This window comes from Vreelandella alkaliphila (genome assembly GCF_016107625.1).
Taxonomy (GTDB): domain Bacteria; phylum Pseudomonadota; class Gammaproteobacteria; order Pseudomonadales; family Halomonadaceae; genus Vreelandella; species Vreelandella alkaliphila.
This window is the reverse complement of record NZ_JABASV010000001.1, coordinates 532,814-549,559: the sequence shown is the minus strand read 5'-3', so window position 1 is coordinate 549,559 and position 16,746 is coordinate 532,814. Positions and strand designations below refer to the sequence as shown.

15 protein-coding genes are annotated in these 16,746 nt (G+C 54.0%); 6 read left to right on the top strand and 9 right to left on the bottom strand.

Features of this window, described 5'->3' with window-relative positions; all coding sequences use genetic code 11:
* Positions 1-46: 46 nt before the first annotated feature.
* From JFC11_RS02465 to sodC, 6 genes are all read right to left on the bottom strand, one after another.
* Complete coding sequence (locus JFC11_RS02465; RefSeq protein ID WP_038481299.1) at positions 47-1,810, bottom strand: ABC transporter permease subunit; 1,764 nt, start codon at positions 1,808-1,810, stop codon at positions 47-49.
* A 13-nt stretch (positions 1,811-1,823) separates the two neighbouring features.
* Positions 1,824-3,338 (bottom strand): ABC transporter substrate-binding protein, encoded by a 1,515-nt coding sequence (locus tag JFC11_RS02460; protein WP_198348643.1) that lies wholly within the window; start codon positions 3,336-3,338, stop codon positions 1,824-1,826.
* Positions 3,339-3,408: 70 nt separating this feature from the next.
* Positions 3,409-4,263: an ABC transporter ATP-binding protein gene (locus tag JFC11_RS02455; RefSeq protein WP_038481305.1), complete on the bottom strand. Its 855-nt coding sequence runs from the start codon at positions 4,261-4,263 to the stop codon at positions 3,409-3,411.
* Positions 4,264-5,076, bottom strand: coding sequence for an ABC transporter ATP-binding protein (locus JFC11_RS02450; RefSeq protein WP_120385779.1), 813 nt, complete (start codon positions 5,074-5,076; stop codon positions 4,264-4,266). It abuts the gene before it with no gap.
* 233 nt (positions 5,077-5,309) lie between these two features.
* The gene (locus JFC11_RS02445; RefSeq protein WP_038481311.1) at positions 5,310-6,791 is read right to left on the bottom strand and encodes a carbon starvation CstA family protein; all 1,482 of its coding nucleotides are present in this window, start codon (positions 6,789-6,791) and stop codon (positions 5,310-5,312) included.
* 246 nt (positions 6,792-7,037) lie between these two features.
* Positions 7,038-7,571: a superoxide dismutase family protein gene (gene sodC / locus JFC11_RS02440; protein WP_038481314.1), complete on the bottom strand. Its 534-nt coding sequence runs from the start codon at positions 7,569-7,571 to the stop codon at positions 7,038-7,040.
* 220 nt (positions 7,572-7,791) lie between these two features.
* Between sodC and JFC11_RS02435 the strand changes: the two genes are divergently transcribed.
* The 6 genes from JFC11_RS02435 to JFC11_RS02410 all read left to right on the top strand — a co-directional run bounded on the left by JFC11_RS02435 (position 7,792) and on the right by JFC11_RS02410 (position 14,353).
* The gene (locus JFC11_RS02435; RefSeq protein ID WP_038481317.1) at positions 7,792-8,562 is read left to right on the top strand and encodes a pseudouridine synthase; all 771 of its coding nucleotides are present in this window, start codon (positions 7,792-7,794) and stop codon (positions 8,560-8,562) included.
* A gap of 56 nt (positions 8,563-8,618) precedes the next feature.
* A complete protein-coding gene (gene tcdA, locus JFC11_RS02430) occupies positions 8,619-9,443 on the top strand; it encodes a tRNA cyclic N6-threonylcarbamoyladenosine(37) synthase TcdA (RefSeq protein WP_038481320.1) in 825 nt (274 codons plus the stop codon).
* Entirely contained in the window at positions 9,440-9,661 is a 222-nt protein-coding gene (locus tag JFC11_RS02425) for a DUF1653 domain-containing protein (protein ID WP_120385776.1), read from the top strand. Before tcdA ends, JFC11_RS02425 begins: the two co-directional genes overlap by 4 nt.
* 379 nt (positions 9,662-10,040) lie before the next feature.
* Complete coding sequence (locus JFC11_RS02420) at positions 10,041-10,469, top strand: protein tyrosine phosphatase family protein (protein ID WP_198348642.1); 429 nt, start codon at positions 10,041-10,043, stop codon at positions 10,467-10,469.
* A gap of 53 nt (positions 10,470-10,522) precedes the next feature.
* On the top strand, positions 10,523-12,277 hold the full coding sequence (locus tag JFC11_RS02415) for a SulP family inorganic anion transporter (protein WP_198348641.1): 1,755 nt from the start codon (positions 10,523-10,525) through the stop codon (positions 12,275-12,277).
* A gap of 66 nt (positions 12,278-12,343) precedes the next feature.
* Complete coding sequence (locus JFC11_RS02410) at positions 12,344-14,353, top strand: RecQ family ATP-dependent DNA helicase (RefSeq protein ID WP_198348640.1); 2,010 nt, start codon at positions 12,344-12,346, stop codon at positions 14,351-14,353.
* Positions 14,354-14,357: 4 nt separating this feature from the next.
* On the opposite strand, the gene zigA is transcribed toward JFC11_RS02410, so the two are convergent.
* The 3 genes from zigA to JFC11_RS02395 all read right to left on the bottom strand — a co-directional run bounded on the left by zigA (position 14,358) and on the right by JFC11_RS02395 (position 16,722).
* Entirely contained in the window at positions 14,358-15,584 is a 1,227-nt protein-coding gene (gene zigA / locus JFC11_RS02405; protein ID WP_038481335.1) for a zinc metallochaperone GTPase ZigA, read from the bottom strand.
* Positions 15,585-15,710: 126 nt separating this feature from the next.
* Positions 15,711-15,986 (bottom strand): TIGR03643 family protein, encoded by a 276-nt coding sequence (locus tag JFC11_RS02400; protein WP_038481338.1) that lies wholly within the window; start codon positions 15,984-15,986, stop codon positions 15,711-15,713.
* Positions 15,987-16,107: 121 nt separating this feature from the next.
* On the bottom strand, positions 16,108-16,722 hold the full coding sequence (locus JFC11_RS02395) for a class I SAM-dependent methyltransferase (protein WP_198348639.1): 615 nt from the start codon (positions 16,720-16,722) through the stop codon (positions 16,108-16,110).
* Between the last annotated feature and the right edge of the window lie 24 nt (positions 16,723-16,746).

Genomic DNA, 16,746 nt, shown 5'->3' with positions numbered 1-16,746 from the left:
TTTTGTTTGGGGCTGTTTACGTCTTCTATTTTTGCGCTTGATGATCTTAGCGAGGTAGCTTGCGCAAGCCCACAATACTTGAAAGTGACACCGCCAGTACCGATAGCAAAATCAGTGCTAGCGCCGGAATCAGCACTGCCCAGGGGGCTCGCTCAATATAGGGCATGCCTTCGGCAAGGATCAGCCCCCACTCCGGCGAAGGGGGGCGGGGGCCCAGGCCGAGAAAGCCAAGTGCCGCCAAGGCCAGCGCCACGCCGGGTAGGCGCAGCATGGCGTGGCGAAACACGGGGCCAAGCACCGCCGGCAAGATGTAGCGGCTCATTAAGCGTAAATGCCCCACGCCTAGCATCGGCGTAATGCGAACGTGGGGCTGGGCTTTCACTTCCGCCACCAGTGCCGCTGTGTGCGCTGCAAGCGGAGCCCAAGCGACGGCTGTTACCGCAATGATCGCGCCGCTAGCACTTGGCCCTATTAGCCCCGCGACAATCAACCCCGCAATGGTGGGTGGCGTTGCCTTGGTGATTTCAATAGGGCCAGTGGCTAGCTTGGGGGCTAGTCCAATCAGTAGCCCTATTACTAGCGAAAAGAATACGACGACCGTTGCCATGCCCATGGTGGACAGCGCTCCGTGAGCTACTCGCGCCAAAATATCGCGCCCAGTGCCGTCGGCGCCTAATGGTAACGCAAAGCTTGGTGACTCTAAGCGCATAAACGCGGAGCTAAACGGGTCACGCCCCATCCCCGCTACGATTAGCACAAAGAGCAGCAGCATCGCGATGGCGGGCACGACCCATGCCCTACGTTGGATATTTTGTTCGCTATGCGCCACGGGCAGAGCCCCAAGCTGAAAAGCACGGCCCAGTAACAGCACGCGACCAATATTGGCCAAGCTGCCTAATATAATGGCGATAATCAGCAGAATCAGAATGCCGGTTTGTAGCGCGGGAAGGTCCTGGGCCGATGCTGCGCCAAGCGTTGCTCGACCCAGGCCTGGAATAGAGAATACCTGTTCGACGGCAATGGCTCCCCCCGTCAGCCCCACCATCACCATGCCGACCTGAGGCATCAGGCTGGGTAAGGTGCGTCGTAGTGCGGCCATGACAATTCGGCAGCGTGAAAAGCCTGCTACGTTCCAGGTAGCGACCCAGCGCTCGCTGAAGGTGGCCGCAAGGCCATCGCTAAACAAGCGGCCCAACAGACCGCCTGCCGGAAGGCCAAGCGCAAAGGCGGGCAATAGAGCATAACTAAAACCTCGCCAACCGTAAGGCGGTAGCCAGTTTAGCCATGCCGCAAACACGACTAGCAGTAGTGAGGCGAGTAGAAACTCAGGCAGGGCCGTCAATGCTGCGCCAATCGCGCCGGAAGAGCGGCTGACCTGACCTCTCAAGCCACGCCGTACCACGGGGATACAGATCAGCGTAGTGGTAACCAACGCTACCAGCATGCCAAAGGTCATTAGCGTAAGTGATACCTGGGCGCTCTTTAACATACCTGGTAGCACGGGTGCGCCGGAGATCCAGGAATTGCCTGCATCGCCATGCATCAGGCCCACCAGCCAGCTCTGTAACTTCTCGAAGGGGCCAAGATCCAGGCCTAACTGAGCACGAATTGCTGCTAAGGCTTCGGGGGTGGCTTCCTGCTCGGCAGAGCGTGCCCGCAAAATGCTCAGTGCAGGGTCCCGGCCGGATAACCACGGCAGTAGTCCCACCAGCACCACCACGCTGGCTAGTGTAACCAAACGTGAGAGCAGCGGAATAAAGGGCGTGATACGCAAGCTGCGCCATAGGCGCAGCGGTATTGCGGTTGTCATGCGTGGCGTACCCTTAGGAGTCACTGTCGGCGTCGATGGTTGTCTGCTCAGTGATCAGCGCACGCTCACGGGGGTCGCGCTCGGCGTTAGAGACCCGCGCCGACTCGCCCTGAATAACGCGCTCGTGGAGCATTGGAATAGCCGCATCGGTGCGTAAAATAGCCGCTTCCGCCTCGCTAATTGCCTGACGACGCTCATCTCCTGTGGGCAGCATGGCGGCATTGGCTAATGCTTCATCGACGGCGGGGTCACATAGCTGGGCGATGTTGAAAGAGCCCGCACAAGCGAAGTCGCTGAACATATAGGCCACCGGGTCGCCTGAATCGAGGACGGTGGCACGCGAAAGAATAAAGGCGTCAAACTCACCGGCTAAGGCGTCTGCTTCTATATGCGCGTACTCACGTACTTCTTGGTTCACGTTAAAGCCCGCACGGGTCAGCTGCTGTTCAAGCAGTACAGCCACTTCGGGCAACTCGGCGCGGTCAGTAAAAGTCGCCAGGGTGATGTCAGTGCCGTTTGGCTCGGTGGGTGCAGTGCGATCTTCAAGCGGGGTGCGGTAGTCGCTTGCCCACGCTAGTGCCGGGCCGAGTAACCCTTCAGCGATATCCGCGCGCCCTTCGTAAACGGTATTTACAATAGCGGAGCGGTTTATTGCTTCACGAACGGCTGCGCGCAGCCCGGGGTCGGTCATTGGGCCTGATTCGGTATTCAGGTAAAGCGTATTGGTGCGTGGCATGGGCACTTCGTGGACTAACTCAGGGTCAAGCAGCGCCACCTGAGACACCGGAATCGCTTCAACCACATCGGCCACACCGGTTCTTAAGGCTGCCGCCCGAGCGGTGCCGTCGGGGACATAATCAGCATCAATACCGGCCACTTTGGCGGGCTCGCCCCAGTAGTCAGCAAAGCGGTCTAGATGTGCGCTGCTAGTACTGTTGATCTCTGTTAATACGAACGGGCCGGTACCTGCTTTGATGGGGTTAACCCGGCCATCCTCGCCATAGGCGCTGGCGGCTAAAATCGCTAGCTGGGGGCTTGAAAGGCGATTGGGAATCAGCGGGTCATTGGTAACGGTGCGCACAATCACCGCATTATCACCATCGGCTTCGATGGTCATGTTCACGCCATCTAAAATGCGTGGTTTCGGGGCGGCCTGGGTGGCCGCAGTGAGAGCGTTCACTACGTCGCTAACTGTCAGTGTCGTGCCATCATGAAAGCTGACTCCATCGCGAATCACAAACCGCCATGTATGGCCATCGAGTTGCTCCCACTCGGTGGCTAGAAAGGGCAGTGGGTCGCTGCTGGCATCCAACCGAATGAGCGTTTCCGCCGTGCTCCAGCGCGACAGTTTGAAAGCATCATCGGAAAGTGGCGTTAATCCCGAGCGAGGTGGCTGCAGCATCGCTAGGCTGATTCGTTCACCAGCCTCTGAAGGTGTGGTGTCACGCTGTTCATCAAAACAACCGGCAAGCAGTAACGGGGCGGCAAGGGCAATGGGCAGGGAAAGGCGCAGCGGACGGGGTAACATCGTAACAACTCCGGTTGAAGTGACGGGCAGGAAAAATGCGTAGAAAAAATAAAAAGTCACAGATACGTTATTAGAGTGCTTCTAACTCAGCTGCATTGCAGTTTGGATGCGCACAAGTAGGTAGTTGCGCAACGGCATTGATTAGCGAGCGCGTAGTCGGGTGATGGGGTGTGCGCCAAAGCGCTGCCGTTGAACGGTCTTCAACTATTTTGCCGTCATCCATGACCAGCGTGCGTTGGCACAACTGGGTGACCACCGATAAATCATGGGACACCATCAGCAGTCCGGTGCCACTTTCATCACAAAGCTGCTTGAGCACGCTAATCACCTGCGCGCGAACCGGTAGATCCAGGCCGCTAAGTGGCTCATCGGCCAATAAAAAGCGCGGGCGTGTGGCTATCGCGCGAGCAATGGCGACCCGTTGGGCTTGGCCGCCGGAGAGTTCATGAGGCAGGCGCTCCAAAAACTGGGTATCCAAGCCGACTTGCTCCAGTGCTTCTCGGGCGCGTTCTCCAGGGTCGCAATCAACGTTTAGGCGTATCAATGGCTCGGCCACTAGTGCACGAACATTCATACGAGGGTCAAGGGAGGCACCGGGGTCTTGGGGAATATACTGAACAGCCCGACGGTACCATCTAAGCTTGGCCGTGGAGGCGGGACGTACCGTTTTATGCAGACAAGTAATCGAACCAGTATCGGGCGCTTCAATCGCTAACAGCGAGCGCAGTAATGTCGTTTTCCCCGACCCTGACAAGCCGACTAGTCCGACACGTTCACCCGGATAAAGCCTCAGGTTGATGTTATTCATGACTTGTTTGCGTTCACCCGCCCGCCAAAAAACAGTGCGGGGTAACGAGACGCTTTTATAGAGCCCGTTTGCTGAGAGGAAGGCTTCCTGGCACTTGAAAAGTGGATGGCTCTGCATTTAGGCACTCTTCAAATAGTCAGTTGGGACTACTTCAGGCGGTTGCACATTATGCGCCGCCGCTACGAGCGCTTGAGTGAATGGGTGCTGCGGGGAGGTGATTAGGGTGTCTAACTCACCGCTTTCGATCATCATGCCCCGTTCAATCATGACTGCCCGCTGGCATAGCTGTGCTGCCGCGTGTAGATCATGAGTAATGAATAGCAGCGCAGATGCTGAGCTGTCGGTATGTTGATGTAAGGCGCGCAGTACCTGGGCTTGAGTGACGACGTCCAACGCAGTCGTAGGTTCATCGGCAACCATTAGCGACGTTTTACAAGCCATAGCCAAGGCAATACAGACCCGTTGGCGTTGCCCACCAGAAAGCTCTGCTGGCGTGCGCTTGATTAACCGTTGAGGGTCTGGAAGGTCCAGTGACGCGAGTAGTGCCACTGTGGCGTCATTCGCGGCAGAGCGCGATAGGCCATGGTGGCGCAAAAAGGGTTCTCGCAGCTGGGAACCGATAGAAACTAAGGGATTAAGTGCCGAGAGCGAATCCTGAAACACCATCGACACCCGTGAGTTTTTCGGCCGCTGTGTGGCAGGTGTTGCAATCGCCTCTTGGCCTTGAATACGTATGCTTCCCTGAGTTCTAGCATTGGGTGGCAGCAAGCCGAGCACTGCTTTAGCTGTGAACGATTTGCCTGAGCCAGAAGCGCCCAAGAGGCAAACACGCTCGCCGGGCATGACATCAAACGAGAGTCCATCAACAACCTGTAGCTGGCCGATTTTGATGCGCAGATCACGCACGGATAACACTGGGTCGCTGCACATTGACACCATCGTTTGCTATGCCGCTCAATAAGATATTTTAGTTATGATATAACATTGGTTGGTTGGGCATCAATCTATGCGCTAATGCTGCGTCTAAAAAGCGTGTTTCAGTGGTTAAAACAACTAGTCAAAACAGCTAGTCTAAAAGTGGTCGAAATTAAGTTAAGAGACGCCCATAAAAAAGCGCTGAGCTAATCAGCGCTTTTTCTCTTAATGGGCAGTAAAACAGTAACTTACTTGGTAGCAGTAGATAGTGTTTGGGTCTGTCCCTCTTGGCCTGCATCAAAGGCATCAGCATGCTCATCAACAGCAAAGGTCGCGCGGCTTAAGCGGCGTACACGCTTCATAAACAGTGCGATACATACCAGCGTTCCCAGCGCCGCGACGATACAGCTTGTTTGGAGTGGCAAACCAAAGCCAATCGGTGCGTAGGCTAAATAGGTAAAGGTAGCCATGGTCATAAAGACAGCTGGGATTGAGGTGATCAGATAAGGTTTACGTGATAGCACTAGGTACATGGTGCCGACCCACAGTGCAATGACTGCCGTGGTTTGGTTGGCCCAGGAGAAGTAGCGCCATAGCAGGGTAAAGTCCATGTGGGTAAGCGCGTAAGAAGCAACAAACAGTGGCAGGGCGATCAAAATACGCTTAATAATCGGCTTCTGCTCAACCTTGAGATAGTCAGCAATAATCATTCGTGCACTGCGGAAGGCGGTATCGCCCGAGGTAATCGGCAGCACAATAACCCCCAGCACTGCCAGCGTGCCGCCAACAGCGCCAAGCATACTAATAGATACTTCGCTGACCACTGCTGCGGGGCCACCGGCGGCCAACACAGCGGACAGCGACTGTTCACCCTGGAATAAACTCATGGCGGCGGCGGCCCAGATCATCGCAATCACGCCTTCGGCAATCATCATGCCGTAAAAGATTTTACGGCCATTGGTTTCGTTTTGCGTCGTACGCGAAATGATGGGGGTTTGTGTGGCATGGAAGCCTGAAAGAGCACCGCAGGAGATTGTTAAGAACAGCAGTGGGAAAATGGGCGCTCCTTCCGGATGCATATTCTGGAAAGAGAGTTCTGGAATCGGTGCGCCGGTAACAACCAAACCAATACCGATGCCTGCGGCACTGAATAGCAGCAAAGCGCCGAAGTAGGGGTAGATACGCCCAATGACTTTATCAATCGGTAGCAGAGTAGCAACCAGATAGTAGGCAAAAATTGCCAGAATAATGAGCGTTAAAGAGAGTGATGTCATATTAGAAAGCAGCGCTGCGGGCGAGGTTACAAAGACCGTGCCCACCAGTAATAACAGCAAAATAGCAAAGCCGTTAACCACATGCTTCATGGTTTTACCGAGAAATTTACCCGCCAATTGAGGCAAATGAGCCCCGTGATTGCGAATCGAGATCATACCGGTGAGGTAGTCGTGTACGGCACCTGCAAAGATGCAGCCAACCACAATCCATATAAAAGCCACAGGACCGTAAAGCGCCCCTAAAATGGGGCCGAAAATCGGGCCGACACCGGCAATGTTAAGCAATTGAATAAGCGAGTTGCGCGTGGTGTTCATCGGCACATAGTCAATATTGTCACGCATACTAAACGCCGGTGTTTGACGCTTGCGGTCAGTAACAAACACGCGCTCAACGAACTTGCCGTAGGTGAAGTAGCCCACGACTAGAAGCAGTATCGATACAATGAAGGTGATCATTTAGGGCACTCAGTCTCAGGGGAATTAAGATGGTCGTGCATGCTAGTGAATTACTTGTTAGCACGCTTATTTGGCCGGGCTGAATGTACCGACTCATCAGGATAATCGCTTTAAGACTTTAGTGGCCTATGGTGCTAGCGAGAGCAACCAACAACATAAGGCTTCATTAACACAAGAAATCATCATCACAAAAAAGGGCAGCGCTGTGCTGCCCGGTATGTCGTTATAGTGATGGGGTTTTAACCGTTACGATTCAACGACGCCGCAGGCCATGCGCGCACCGCCGCCGCCTAAGTGGGGATCATCTGAATACGTATCGCCGCCGGCATGGATCATCAGGCTGCGCCCCGGCATATCTTCCATACTCAAGCGCGGTGCCAGCACGGGAAGGTTAGCTTCGCCATCTTCATTCACCGTGAGAACCGGTAGGTCACCCAGATGGCCATCGCCGTAGGGACCTTGGTGGGTGCCAGCTTCTTCGGGATCGTAATGACCACCTGCAGACAGCGCTGCTGTCATTTCGCCGCTATCGTTTTCAGCAGGCTCGCAGCTGGCATTTTGGTGGACATGAAAACCGTATACGCCGGGCTCTAGGTCAGTTAACGACGGCGTAAGCAACACGCCGTGCTCAGTATGCTCAATAGCGACAGTCCCAATAGACTGTTCAATTCCTTCAGCGCTGACCTTGTGCATTTCAACGTCGAGCGTCTCATTGGCCTGAGCGGTGGTTGCCAGCAATAGCCCCGCGGCAATACCTGTTAGCGGTAGTGAATAACGCATAGTGCAATTCTCCTTTCCTTATCCATGGAAGCTCGTAAGACGAGTTGCCATTTCAAGGTAGCTTCCTCGAAGCAACTCTGCCAATGGATTGGGCGTTGGGGATATTTGCTTTCCTGATGCTGCTAGTAGCAGATGACATTGAGCCGTCAAGCCGCGACAATAGCGCGCTGCTTCAAATCACCGCGATTTGTTATCTCAATTGCCGTTACCGGGGAGTACCATGTTGCCATTGAACATCCTTTATCAGGATGAGCATCTTGTTGCAGTGCATAAGCCGTCTGGGTTACTAGTGCACCGCTCGGCGCTGGCGCGTGGAGAAACAGAGTTTTTACTTCAACGCCTGCGTGACCAAATTGGCAAACGAGTGTATCCGGTGCATCGGTTAGATAGACCCACCTCTGGCGTGATGGTGTTTGGTTTGTCATCTGAAGCGGCAGCCGTGTTGAGTGAAGGCTTTAGCGAGCGGCAGGTAGAAAAGCGCTATCTGGCGGTAGTGAGGGGAAAAGCGCCGGAGCAAGAGCGTCTTGATTACCCTTTACGGGAAGAAGATGGCACGCGCCCCAAAGCCGAGATGCCTGCTATGCCCGCGATGACCGATATTCGTCGCCTGGATAGCGTTGAATTGCCTGTGCAGGTAGACCGCTATCCAGTGGCGCGCTATTCGCTAGTGGAAGCGCGGCCTATGACCGGGCGGCGACATCAGATCCGTCGCCATCTTTCTCGACGTGGTTATCCAATTATTGGAGATGCCAAGCACGGCAAAAGTGTCCACAACCGCTTTTTTGCGGATCAGCTGAATGCTCCTCGTTTGCTGTTGGCTGCTACCTATTTAGCGTTTGATCACCCCTTAACCGATAAGCGCATCCAACTAAGCTGCGCACTCGATGCGACCATGAGAAGCCTATTTGAGCAATTCGGCTGGGCTGGGCATCTGCCGCTAGATAGCGTGCGCACCCCAGCCATTTCAACGCCTGCAGCACTTCAGCGGTAGTCGTGACGAATCGACCCGTGCTGTCAAATAGCATGTTGTAAAATAGAGAGCCAACCATGTCTTCGGATTATGACTTTCGCTTTGGCGGCATTCGCCGCTTGTATGGCCAACGTGCTGCCACAGCGTTTCGCCATGCTCATGTTGTGGTAGTGGGTGTAGGTGGCGTGGGGAGCTGGACGGTAGAAGCGTTGGCGCGTTCTGGCATTGGCAAGCTGACGCTGATTGATTTGGATGACGTATGCGTGTCCAACGTCAATCGTCAGCTCCATGCGTTAGACGGCACTATTGGCCAGCCAAAGGTGGAAGTGTTGGCCGAGCGTTGTCGCTTGATTGCCCCTGAGATAAACGTCGTAGCTGACAGTGCTTTTGTGACACCCACTAACCTTGCCGAGCGTATCCCCGAGGATGCCGATCATGTGGTGGACGCCATTGATAGTGTGATCGCCAAGGCAGCGCTAATCGCTTGGTGCAAACGACGTAAACTGCCGATTACCGTGACGGGAGCTGCAGGCGGTCAGACGGATCCTACCCGCATTCAGGTGGCAGATTTAACACGTACTGAGCACGACCCGCTACTTTCCAAGGTGCGCTCGCGGCTGCGCCGTGATTACGGTTTTTCGCGTAATCCCAAGCGGCGCTTTTCCGTCGAGTGTGTCTATTCTGATGAGCAGCTGGTGTACCCTGGCGCTGACGGCGAAGTCTGTCTGCAAAAGCCCGGCAACGGTGATGCTACCCGCCTAGACTGCGCCTCAGGCTTTGGCGCCGCCACCTTTGTCACTGGTACGTTTGGTTTTGTCGCTGCCTCAAAAGTGCTCGAAAGGCTGGCTAAAAAAGCCGCTAAGCCCATGCCATCAACGACCCAACAAGAGGAAAGTGAATGACTACGCCTGTTCCCGGTATATATCGCCACTATAAAGGCAGCCTTTACGAAGTGCTGGGCACCGCTCAGCACAGTGAAAATGAAGAGGTGCTAGTAGTCTACCGTGCGCTTTACGGCGACTACGGCCTGTGGGTGCGCCCACTTACAATGTTCACTGAGAGCGTTAACAAAGACGGCCAGCCACAGCCGCGCTTTGCGTTAGAGAAAGTGTTTAATTAATCCGGCGTTCCCTAAGTAACCTCTGATTAACTATTGCGCTTGGTCATACTGCGTTAAAAGTCGCCTCGTGCGCGAGTCCGATCAAAATGCTCATTTACAACCCGTAAACTCCGCTTTTTCGTTGATTTTTGCCTTGTCTGACCTGCGCTCATAACGTTAATCAGAGGTTCCCTAACAGCGACAACACTCAATAGCGTAACGTTTCCCCCTTCGATATTTATGCGCCACCCGGATCTTTTCTCAAAAAAAGTCCCGGGTGTTTTTGTAGTGCGCTATTGCTTATATTCCAAAATAAGCTATGTTTATAACATTGTTGTAATGGTATGTTATGCCATGCGCTGCTGCTTAAAACGGCAGTGAGAAACGCTAGGAGAGATGCATGCAAACACAACCGTTAGAGAAGGGCGTTGCTATTACTTCACAGCTCACGATCGAGGAGCTTGAGCACGTAAAAGCTCAGGGCTTTAAAACGGTGATCTGTAACTGCAAGCCGGGTGAAAGCGCTGAATTTTCTGGAGAGGATGCTTACCGCTTTAAAGCAGAAGAACTTGGGCTTCATTGGGTGCACATTCCTGTGACCCCCGGCGAGTATAGCCAAGCGGATGTCGCCGCTTTTGCTAAGGCGCTGCAGCAGCTACCTCGGCCTATTTTGGCGTTTTGTCGGTCAGGTAAGCGTGCTACCCATCTTTGGGCTTACGCAAAGCGCCATACCGAAAAATGCGATCTGGCGGAACTATTTTCCGCTGCCAAAGCAGCCGGTTTTGATTTGGAAGAGCACCGCCAAGGGCTTGAAAATCAGACAGCGTAGGCGTGCGGTGTGATTTGCCTTAGTCAGTGCTATTACCTGAGCGAGTACTCCCCATGAACATAGAGCGTTGGGTGCCTGTGGTTGGCTGGCTGCGGCGCTATAACCGGGCTTTGTTATTTAAAGATTCGCTGGCAGCCGTTATCGTCACGCTAATGCTGGTGCCCCAGGCGTTGGCCTATGCCTTACTGGCTGGGTTGCCGCCAGAGATGGGCCTGTATGCCAGTATGCTACCGCTGGTGCTTTACGCCATCTTTGGTACCAGTGCCAGCTTGGCGGTAGGGCCGGTAGCCGTGGCAGCGTTAATGACGGCGTCGGCTTTAAGCAGCTTTGCTACTCCAGGCAGTCCTGAATATATTGGCGCTGCACTGGTGTTGGCGGCGCTTTCAGGATTGATATTGATTGCCATGGGCGTATTGCGGCTGGGCTTTTTGGTCAACTTTTTAAGCCATCCGGTTATTTCTGGGTTTATCACTGCGTCGGGTATTTTGATCGCCATTAGTCAGCTCAAGCATATTCTAGGTGTTGAGGCTGCGGGGCATAACGTCATTGAGCTGCTGGGCGCACTGTTCAGCCAGTGGCAACAGATCAATCTCATCACGCTACTGATTGGTTTAGGGGTGTGGGGCTATCTGCTGGTTTGCCGCAAGCGCTTGAATACCTGGCTGATGGCTATAGGTATCTCGGCTAGCGCTTCTGGTTTGATGGTCAAAGCCGCACCGATTTCAGCGGTGATGGTGACTACACTGCTGGCCTGGCACTTTAACTTGGGGCAGTACGGTGTGAATCTAGTGGGCTTTGTGCCTAGCGGCTTGCCTGCCATTACGCTGCCTAGCCTAGATCAGTCGCTATGGCTTGGCCTGTTGCCTGCCGCTTTATTGATCAGTTTAGTGGGCTTTGTAGAATCGGTATCAGTGGCGCAAACCCTGGCGGCTAAGCGTCGCCAGCGTATCGACCCTAACCAAGAACTCATCGCTCTTGGGATGGCCAATTTGGGCGCTGGCGTCAGCGGTGGTTCGCCGGTTTCAGGTGGGTTTTCACGCTCGGTAGTGAACTTTGAAGCGGGCGCGGCAACACCGTTGGCCGGGGCATTTACCGCCTTAGGTATTGTGCTTTCTACGCTGTTGCTCACTGGTCTGCTGGCATTTCTGCCGACGGCGACATTGGCCGCTACCATTATCGTCGCCGTGGGCACATTGATTGATCTGCCAGCAGTAAAGCGCACTTGGCAATACTCCCGCAGCGACGGCGTGGCAATGGTGGCGACCTTGCTTCTGACCCTGTTGCACAGTGTCGAGGTCGGCATTATCAGCGGTGTGGTGCTGTCACTAGGGCTGCACCTGTACCGCACCAGCCAGCCCCATAGTGCCGTGGTAGGGCGGGTGCCGGGCACCGAGCATTTTCGCAATGTGAAGCGCCATGAGGTCGAAACCGATCAACATGTGGCCATGCTGCGCATTGATGAAAGCCTTTACTTTGCTAACGCTCGCTACTTAGAAGATACCGTGATGGCGCTGGCTGCTCGTTCCCCTACGTTAAAACATATTGTATTGACCTGCCAGGCGGTGAATGTGATTGATGCGTCCGCGCTTGAAAGCTTAGAAGCGATTAACGGACGGTTAAAAGATGCTGGCGCAACGCTGCACTTGGCGGAAGTGAAAGGCCCAGTGATGGATCGCTTAACAAACACAGCGCTTTACCGCGAGCTAACAGGGCAAGTGTTTTTTACCACCTATGAGGCTTGGCAGACACTGGCTCTTCCCACACAGAGTGAAGAGCCGCAATCCTTACTTATTAATGGTCACCGTTGATTGGAGAAAACGACGTGAACGCGTTAGCTTAGTCCTAACGTATTGACGACACTCCAGGGATCGGCCATGACTTCGCTATCACCGCAGCAGACGCTGAAGGCAGTATTCGGGTTTGATGATTTTCGTGGTGGCCAGCAGGCGGTGGTGTCCAGAGTGTTGGATGGACACTCTACCGCAGCGATTTTTGCCACCGGGGCGGGGAAGTCAATCTGTTATCAGTTGCCTGCACTTCATCTTCCACACCTGACGCTGGTGGTATCGCCGCTGCTGGCACTGATGCAGGATCAGCTCGCTTTCTTGGCACGCCATGGTGTTGCAGCCGCCAGTATTGATTCCACCCAAGACCGCGCTACGACCCGTGATGTGATGGAGCGCGCTAAAAACGGTGAGCTGAAAATCCTTATGGTGTCGGTGGAGCGGCTTAAGAACGAGCGTTTTCGGCACTTTCTACACCAAGTACAGATATCGCTGCTAGTGGTTGATGAAGCACACTGCCTCTCTGAGTGGGGGCATAACTTCCGCCCGGATTACCTCAAACTGCCGGATTACCAGCGCGATTTCGCCATTCCCCAGGTACTGCTACTGACTGCCACGGCCACGCCAGCGGTTATTGCGGATATACGTGAGAAGTTTTCCATCGTTCCGGAAAATGTCATTACCACTGGCTTTTATCGCGCTAACTTAGAGCTTCTGGTGGTTCCCACGATGGAAAATCGTCAGCAACAGCTGATTGATTGGCTTAAACCGCAAATGCCGCCTGGCAACGAAGCGCCCACGATTATTTACGTCACCTTGCAGCAAACTGCCGAGCAGGTGGCAAGTGCGCTGGCCGCCCATGGAATCGCCGCCCAGGCGTACCATGCGGGGTTGGATTCAGCCCGCCGCGACGACATTCAGCGCCAGTTTATGAACGGCGAATCGCCCTGTATTGTCGCTACCATTGCCTTTGGCATGGGGATTGATAAAGGCAATATCCGCAACGTTGTGCACTTTGATCTGCCTAAATCGATTGAGAATTACAGCCAGGAAATTGGCCGAGCGGGTCGCGACGGGTTGCCTTCGACTTGCTTGACGATCGCTGGGCGCGATGGACTGAGGGTGCTGGAGAACTTCGTTTACGGCGACACGCCTGAATACGTGGGTATTTTGCGCTTACTGGAAGAAATTTCATCAGCCGGCCAAGCGCAAGATCGTCAGTGGGAAGTGCTGCTCAACACACTTTCCCGAGATACTAATATCCGTTTGCTGCCGCTAAAAACGTTGCTGGTGCGGCTGGAAATGCACGGCATTATTGCGCCGCGCTTTGCGTTCTTAGCCGAGTATCGGTTGCGCTACCACATTGAGCCTACTGCCTTGGTGGGGCATTTTGCAGGAGAGCGGGCGGCCTTTGTACGTTTGTTGATCGACAATATCGCTATCGCTCGCACCTGGGGAACAGTGGATTTTGAGCGGCTGCATCAGGCTGGGCAGGCACAGCAAATCGATGCTTCCCGTGCCCGCGTCATTACCGCGCTTGAATACTTCCAGGATAAAGGCTGGCTGACCCTGGAAGGTAAGCGTATGACCGATGTGTATGAAATTTGTCAGCCGGAATTTTCGGTCGAGGCGATGGCAAGCCAGTTATTTAATGAGTGTCTAGATCGGGAGCGAATCGAAATTGAACGGTTGCACTCCATGCTGGCACTGTTTGAGTCGCAAAGCTGCCTGACTCGGCGGTTAGCTGAGCATTTTGGGGACACCACCTTCGATGGGCCACTTGGTACCGAGCAGGGCCGCTGTGGCCACTGTTCGGTATGCTACGGCAACCCGGTTCGGCTGCCGGATGCGACGCCATTACCCGCGCTGTCTGAGAATGATTTTATCCGCTATGCCTCACCGCTGATTGAACGCCACACCGAGCAGTTCGGCCAGCCGCCCAATGTCCAGCGGCTGGCACACTTCTTATGCGGTTTAACTATGCCGATTTTTACCCCACTCAAAGCCCGCGGCCTTAACGGCTTCGCGGTCTTTGAGCAGCGTGCCTACCCTGAAGTGCGGCAGTGGGCAGAGCGCTGTTTAGCTAGCTCCTGCAGTTAAAGCATTACTCCCAAGCGGGGAACGGATCGGGTAGCTGCTTCCACGCTTCCATACCTTGTAATAGCTCAGCTTCGCTTAGCAGGCAGGTGTCTAGTGCGTCACGCATCTTGGCTTGGTCCAAGTTCTGGCCGATAAACACCAGCTCTTGGCGCATATCACCAAACGGCTCCTGCCACTTTTCCATAATGAACTGGCGAGTTTCAGGATCTTCCGGCCAGTTAGCTTCGGGGATAGCTTTCCAGAACACGCCCGCTGGGCCGTGATGAGCAATACCACCTGCTTGGCTCCATTGGCCTGCGAAGCGTGGCCGAGTAGCAAGCCAGAAAAAGCCTTTCGAGCGTAGCAGTCCTTTACCAAACCACTCTTCATTGAGTAAAGCGTGGAATTTCTGCGGGTGGAAAGGGCGGCGAGCGTGGTAGGCAAAGCTGCCAATACCGTACTCTTCGGTTTCTGGCACATGCTCGCCACGCATCTCTTTTAGCCAACCAGGCGCTTGCTGGGCGCGCTCAAAATTGAACTTGCCAGTATCAAGCACCTTCTCTAGCGGCACGCCACCTTGAGTGATGGGCACCAGCTCTGCATCAGGGTTTAGTGAGCGCAGAATCGCCGTTAGCGCATCAAGCTCTTTTTTATTGATCAGATCCGTTTTACTGATCAGTAATACATCACAAAACTCGATCTGGTCGACCAGCAGGTCCGCGACGTTGCGCTCGTCATCGTCACCCAAGCTTTCGCCCGCTTCAGCGAGGCTCTGCGCTTCGCGGTACTGCTCAAGAAAGTTGGCACCATCGACGACAGTGACCAGCGTATCAAGGCGTGCAACGTGGGAAAGGCTCTGGCCGCTTTCATCTTCAAAGGTGAAGGTTTCCGCCACGGGTAGCGGTTCGGAAATCCCAGTGGACTCAATCACCAAGTAATCAAATTTACCTTCTCTGGCCAGTTGGCTAACTTCTTCTAGCAAATCTTCACGCAGCGTGCAGCAAATGCAGCCGTTGCTCATTTCTACCAAACGCTCTTCAGAACGGTTCAGCGCTACCTCGCCATCTAACGTGGACTCGCCAGGGCCGCCACGCACTAATGCACCGTCGATATTGACCTCGCTCATATCGTTGACAATCACCGCGACGCGACGACCTTCGCGGTTAGCCAAAATATGATTGAGTACGGTGGTTTTACCTGCACCTAGAAATCCTGAAAGCACGGTGACGGGCAGGGGAGAAAACACGGTCATTGTGAATGCACCTCTAAGCGGGTTTTTATAAACGGCGTTATGTTATGTGATAATATAACACTTATTCGGCGATTAAAAAGGCCTACTAGAGAATGGCATCCTCTGATTTTTCGTTGCAAATGGTGATTAGCGCTTATATTGCGTTGGGCAGTAGCCCCGTAAAATATCCGGCGATCGCAAAGCCGTATGCTTCGTCGCGCGACCAGTAACACGCTTGCGCCACAGTCGAAACGAGGCCGGCTTAAGCTGGTGGCGCATTACTTCTATGACGTCCGGCTCGCCTAGGCCAAACAGAGTGTCGATCGCTTCAAACGGAGTGCGATCTTCCCAAGCCATTTCAATCACGCGGGACTGCTCTTCTTCGGGTAAACGACGGAAGCGTTTCACAGCTGCTTTAGGCATTGGTCACCTTACATATTGATGAAGCTTGCAAGTAACGGGTTGCTATTAATTGTACCAGTATTGGACGTTGTTGTTTCAGATGTACTGGTATTTTTAGGGGATGTGCAGTTGTGAGGACAGTTTACTTTATTGCTAGAAGTGCGCGAAAAAGGCCATTCATCAATACGGGTTCGTCGCGGCGGATGTTGAAGCCTGCTTGTTGAAGCAGTGGTGTCGCCTGGCGGGTGATGTCGGTCGCGATCAATGAAGTAATGACGTTCAGTGCTCGCCGACTTGGACCAGCAATGTGGGTGTCGGGTTGAAATTTATCCATAACACAGAGCTGCCCGTCGTTTTTCAGTACCCGGTGCGCTTCGGCTAGTCCTTGTTCAGGATTGGGCATCACCGCCAAAATAAGATGCATCACAACGACGTCAAAATGCTCATCTGGGTAGTCCAGTGCAGCGGCATCCATTACACGACATACCACGTCACGTTGCGCATGTTCCGCTCGCTCACGGGCTCGCGTCACCATCGCGGGGGTTAGGTCGGTTAAATGGATTTCTAATTCACGCGGTAAATAAGGCAGGTCTAAGCCGGTGCCTGCACCCACCAGCAGCACTCGCATGCCGGGTTCCCAGTCAACTTGGTTAAGTGCATTCCTTCGGGGTTTACGAAACGCTTTAGTTGCCACCAGATCATAGATTGGTGCGTAAATGCTATAGCGCAAGCGATTCCAGGCGGTGGTATTTACCATAGGGTCTCTACCTCGATATAGGAT

Excerpts from the sequence above, each read along its gene's own strand:
- JFC11_RS02460 (WP_198348643.1), bottom strand. The coding sequence starts at position 3,338 with ATGTTACCCCGTCCGCTGCGCCTTTCCCTGCCCATTGCCCTTGCCGCC.
- JFC11_RS02410 (WP_198348640.1), top strand. The coding sequence starts at position 12,344 with ATGACTTCGCTATCACCGCAGCAGACGCTGAAGGCAGTATTCGGGTTT.
- JFC11_RS02425 (WP_120385776.1), top strand. The coding sequence starts at position 9,440 with ATGACTACGCCTGTTCCCGGTATATATCGCCACTATAAAGGCAGCCTT.
- JFC11_RS02400 (WP_038481338.1), bottom strand. The coding sequence starts at position 15,986 with ATGCCTAAAGCAGCTGTGAAACGCTTCCGTCGTTTACCCGAAGAAGAG.
- sodC (WP_038481314.1), bottom strand. The coding sequence starts at position 7,571 with ATGCGTTATTCACTACCGCTAACAGGTATTGCCGCGGGGCTATTGCTG.
- JFC11_RS02420 (WP_198348642.1), top strand. The coding sequence starts at position 10,041 with ATGCAAACACAACCGTTAGAGAAGGGCGTTGCTATTACTTCACAGCTC.
- JFC11_RS02455 (WP_038481305.1), bottom strand. The coding sequence starts at position 4,263 with ATGCAGAGCCATCCACTTTTCAAGTGCCAGGAAGCCTTCCTCTCAGCA.
- JFC11_RS02450 (WP_120385779.1), bottom strand. The coding sequence starts at position 5,076 with ATGTGCAGCGACCCAGTGTTATCCGTGCGTGATCTGCGCATCAAAATC.
- tcdA (WP_038481320.1), top strand. The coding sequence starts at position 8,619 with ATGTCTTCGGATTATGACTTTCGCTTTGGCGGCATTCGCCGCTTGTAT.
- JFC11_RS02435 (WP_038481317.1), top strand. The coding sequence starts at position 7,792 with ATGTTGCCATTGAACATCCTTTATCAGGATGAGCATCTTGTTGCAGTG.
- zigA (WP_038481335.1), bottom strand. The coding sequence starts at position 15,584 with ATGACCGTGTTTTCTCCCCTGCCCGTCACCGTGCTTTCAGGATTTCTA.
- JFC11_RS02415 (WP_198348641.1), top strand. The coding sequence starts at position 10,523 with ATGAACATAGAGCGTTGGGTGCCTGTGGTTGGCTGGCTGCGGCGCTAT.
- JFC11_RS02465 (WP_038481299.1), bottom strand. The coding sequence starts at position 1,810 with ATGACAACCGCAATACCGCTGCGCCTATGGCGCAGCTTGCGTATCACG.
- JFC11_RS02445 (WP_038481311.1), bottom strand. The coding sequence starts at position 6,791 with ATGATCACCTTCATTGTATCGATACTGCTTCTAGTCGTGGGCTACTTC.
- JFC11_RS02395 (WP_198348639.1), bottom strand. The coding sequence starts at position 16,722 with ATGGTAAATACCACCGCCTGGAATCGCTTGCGCTATAGCATTTACGCA.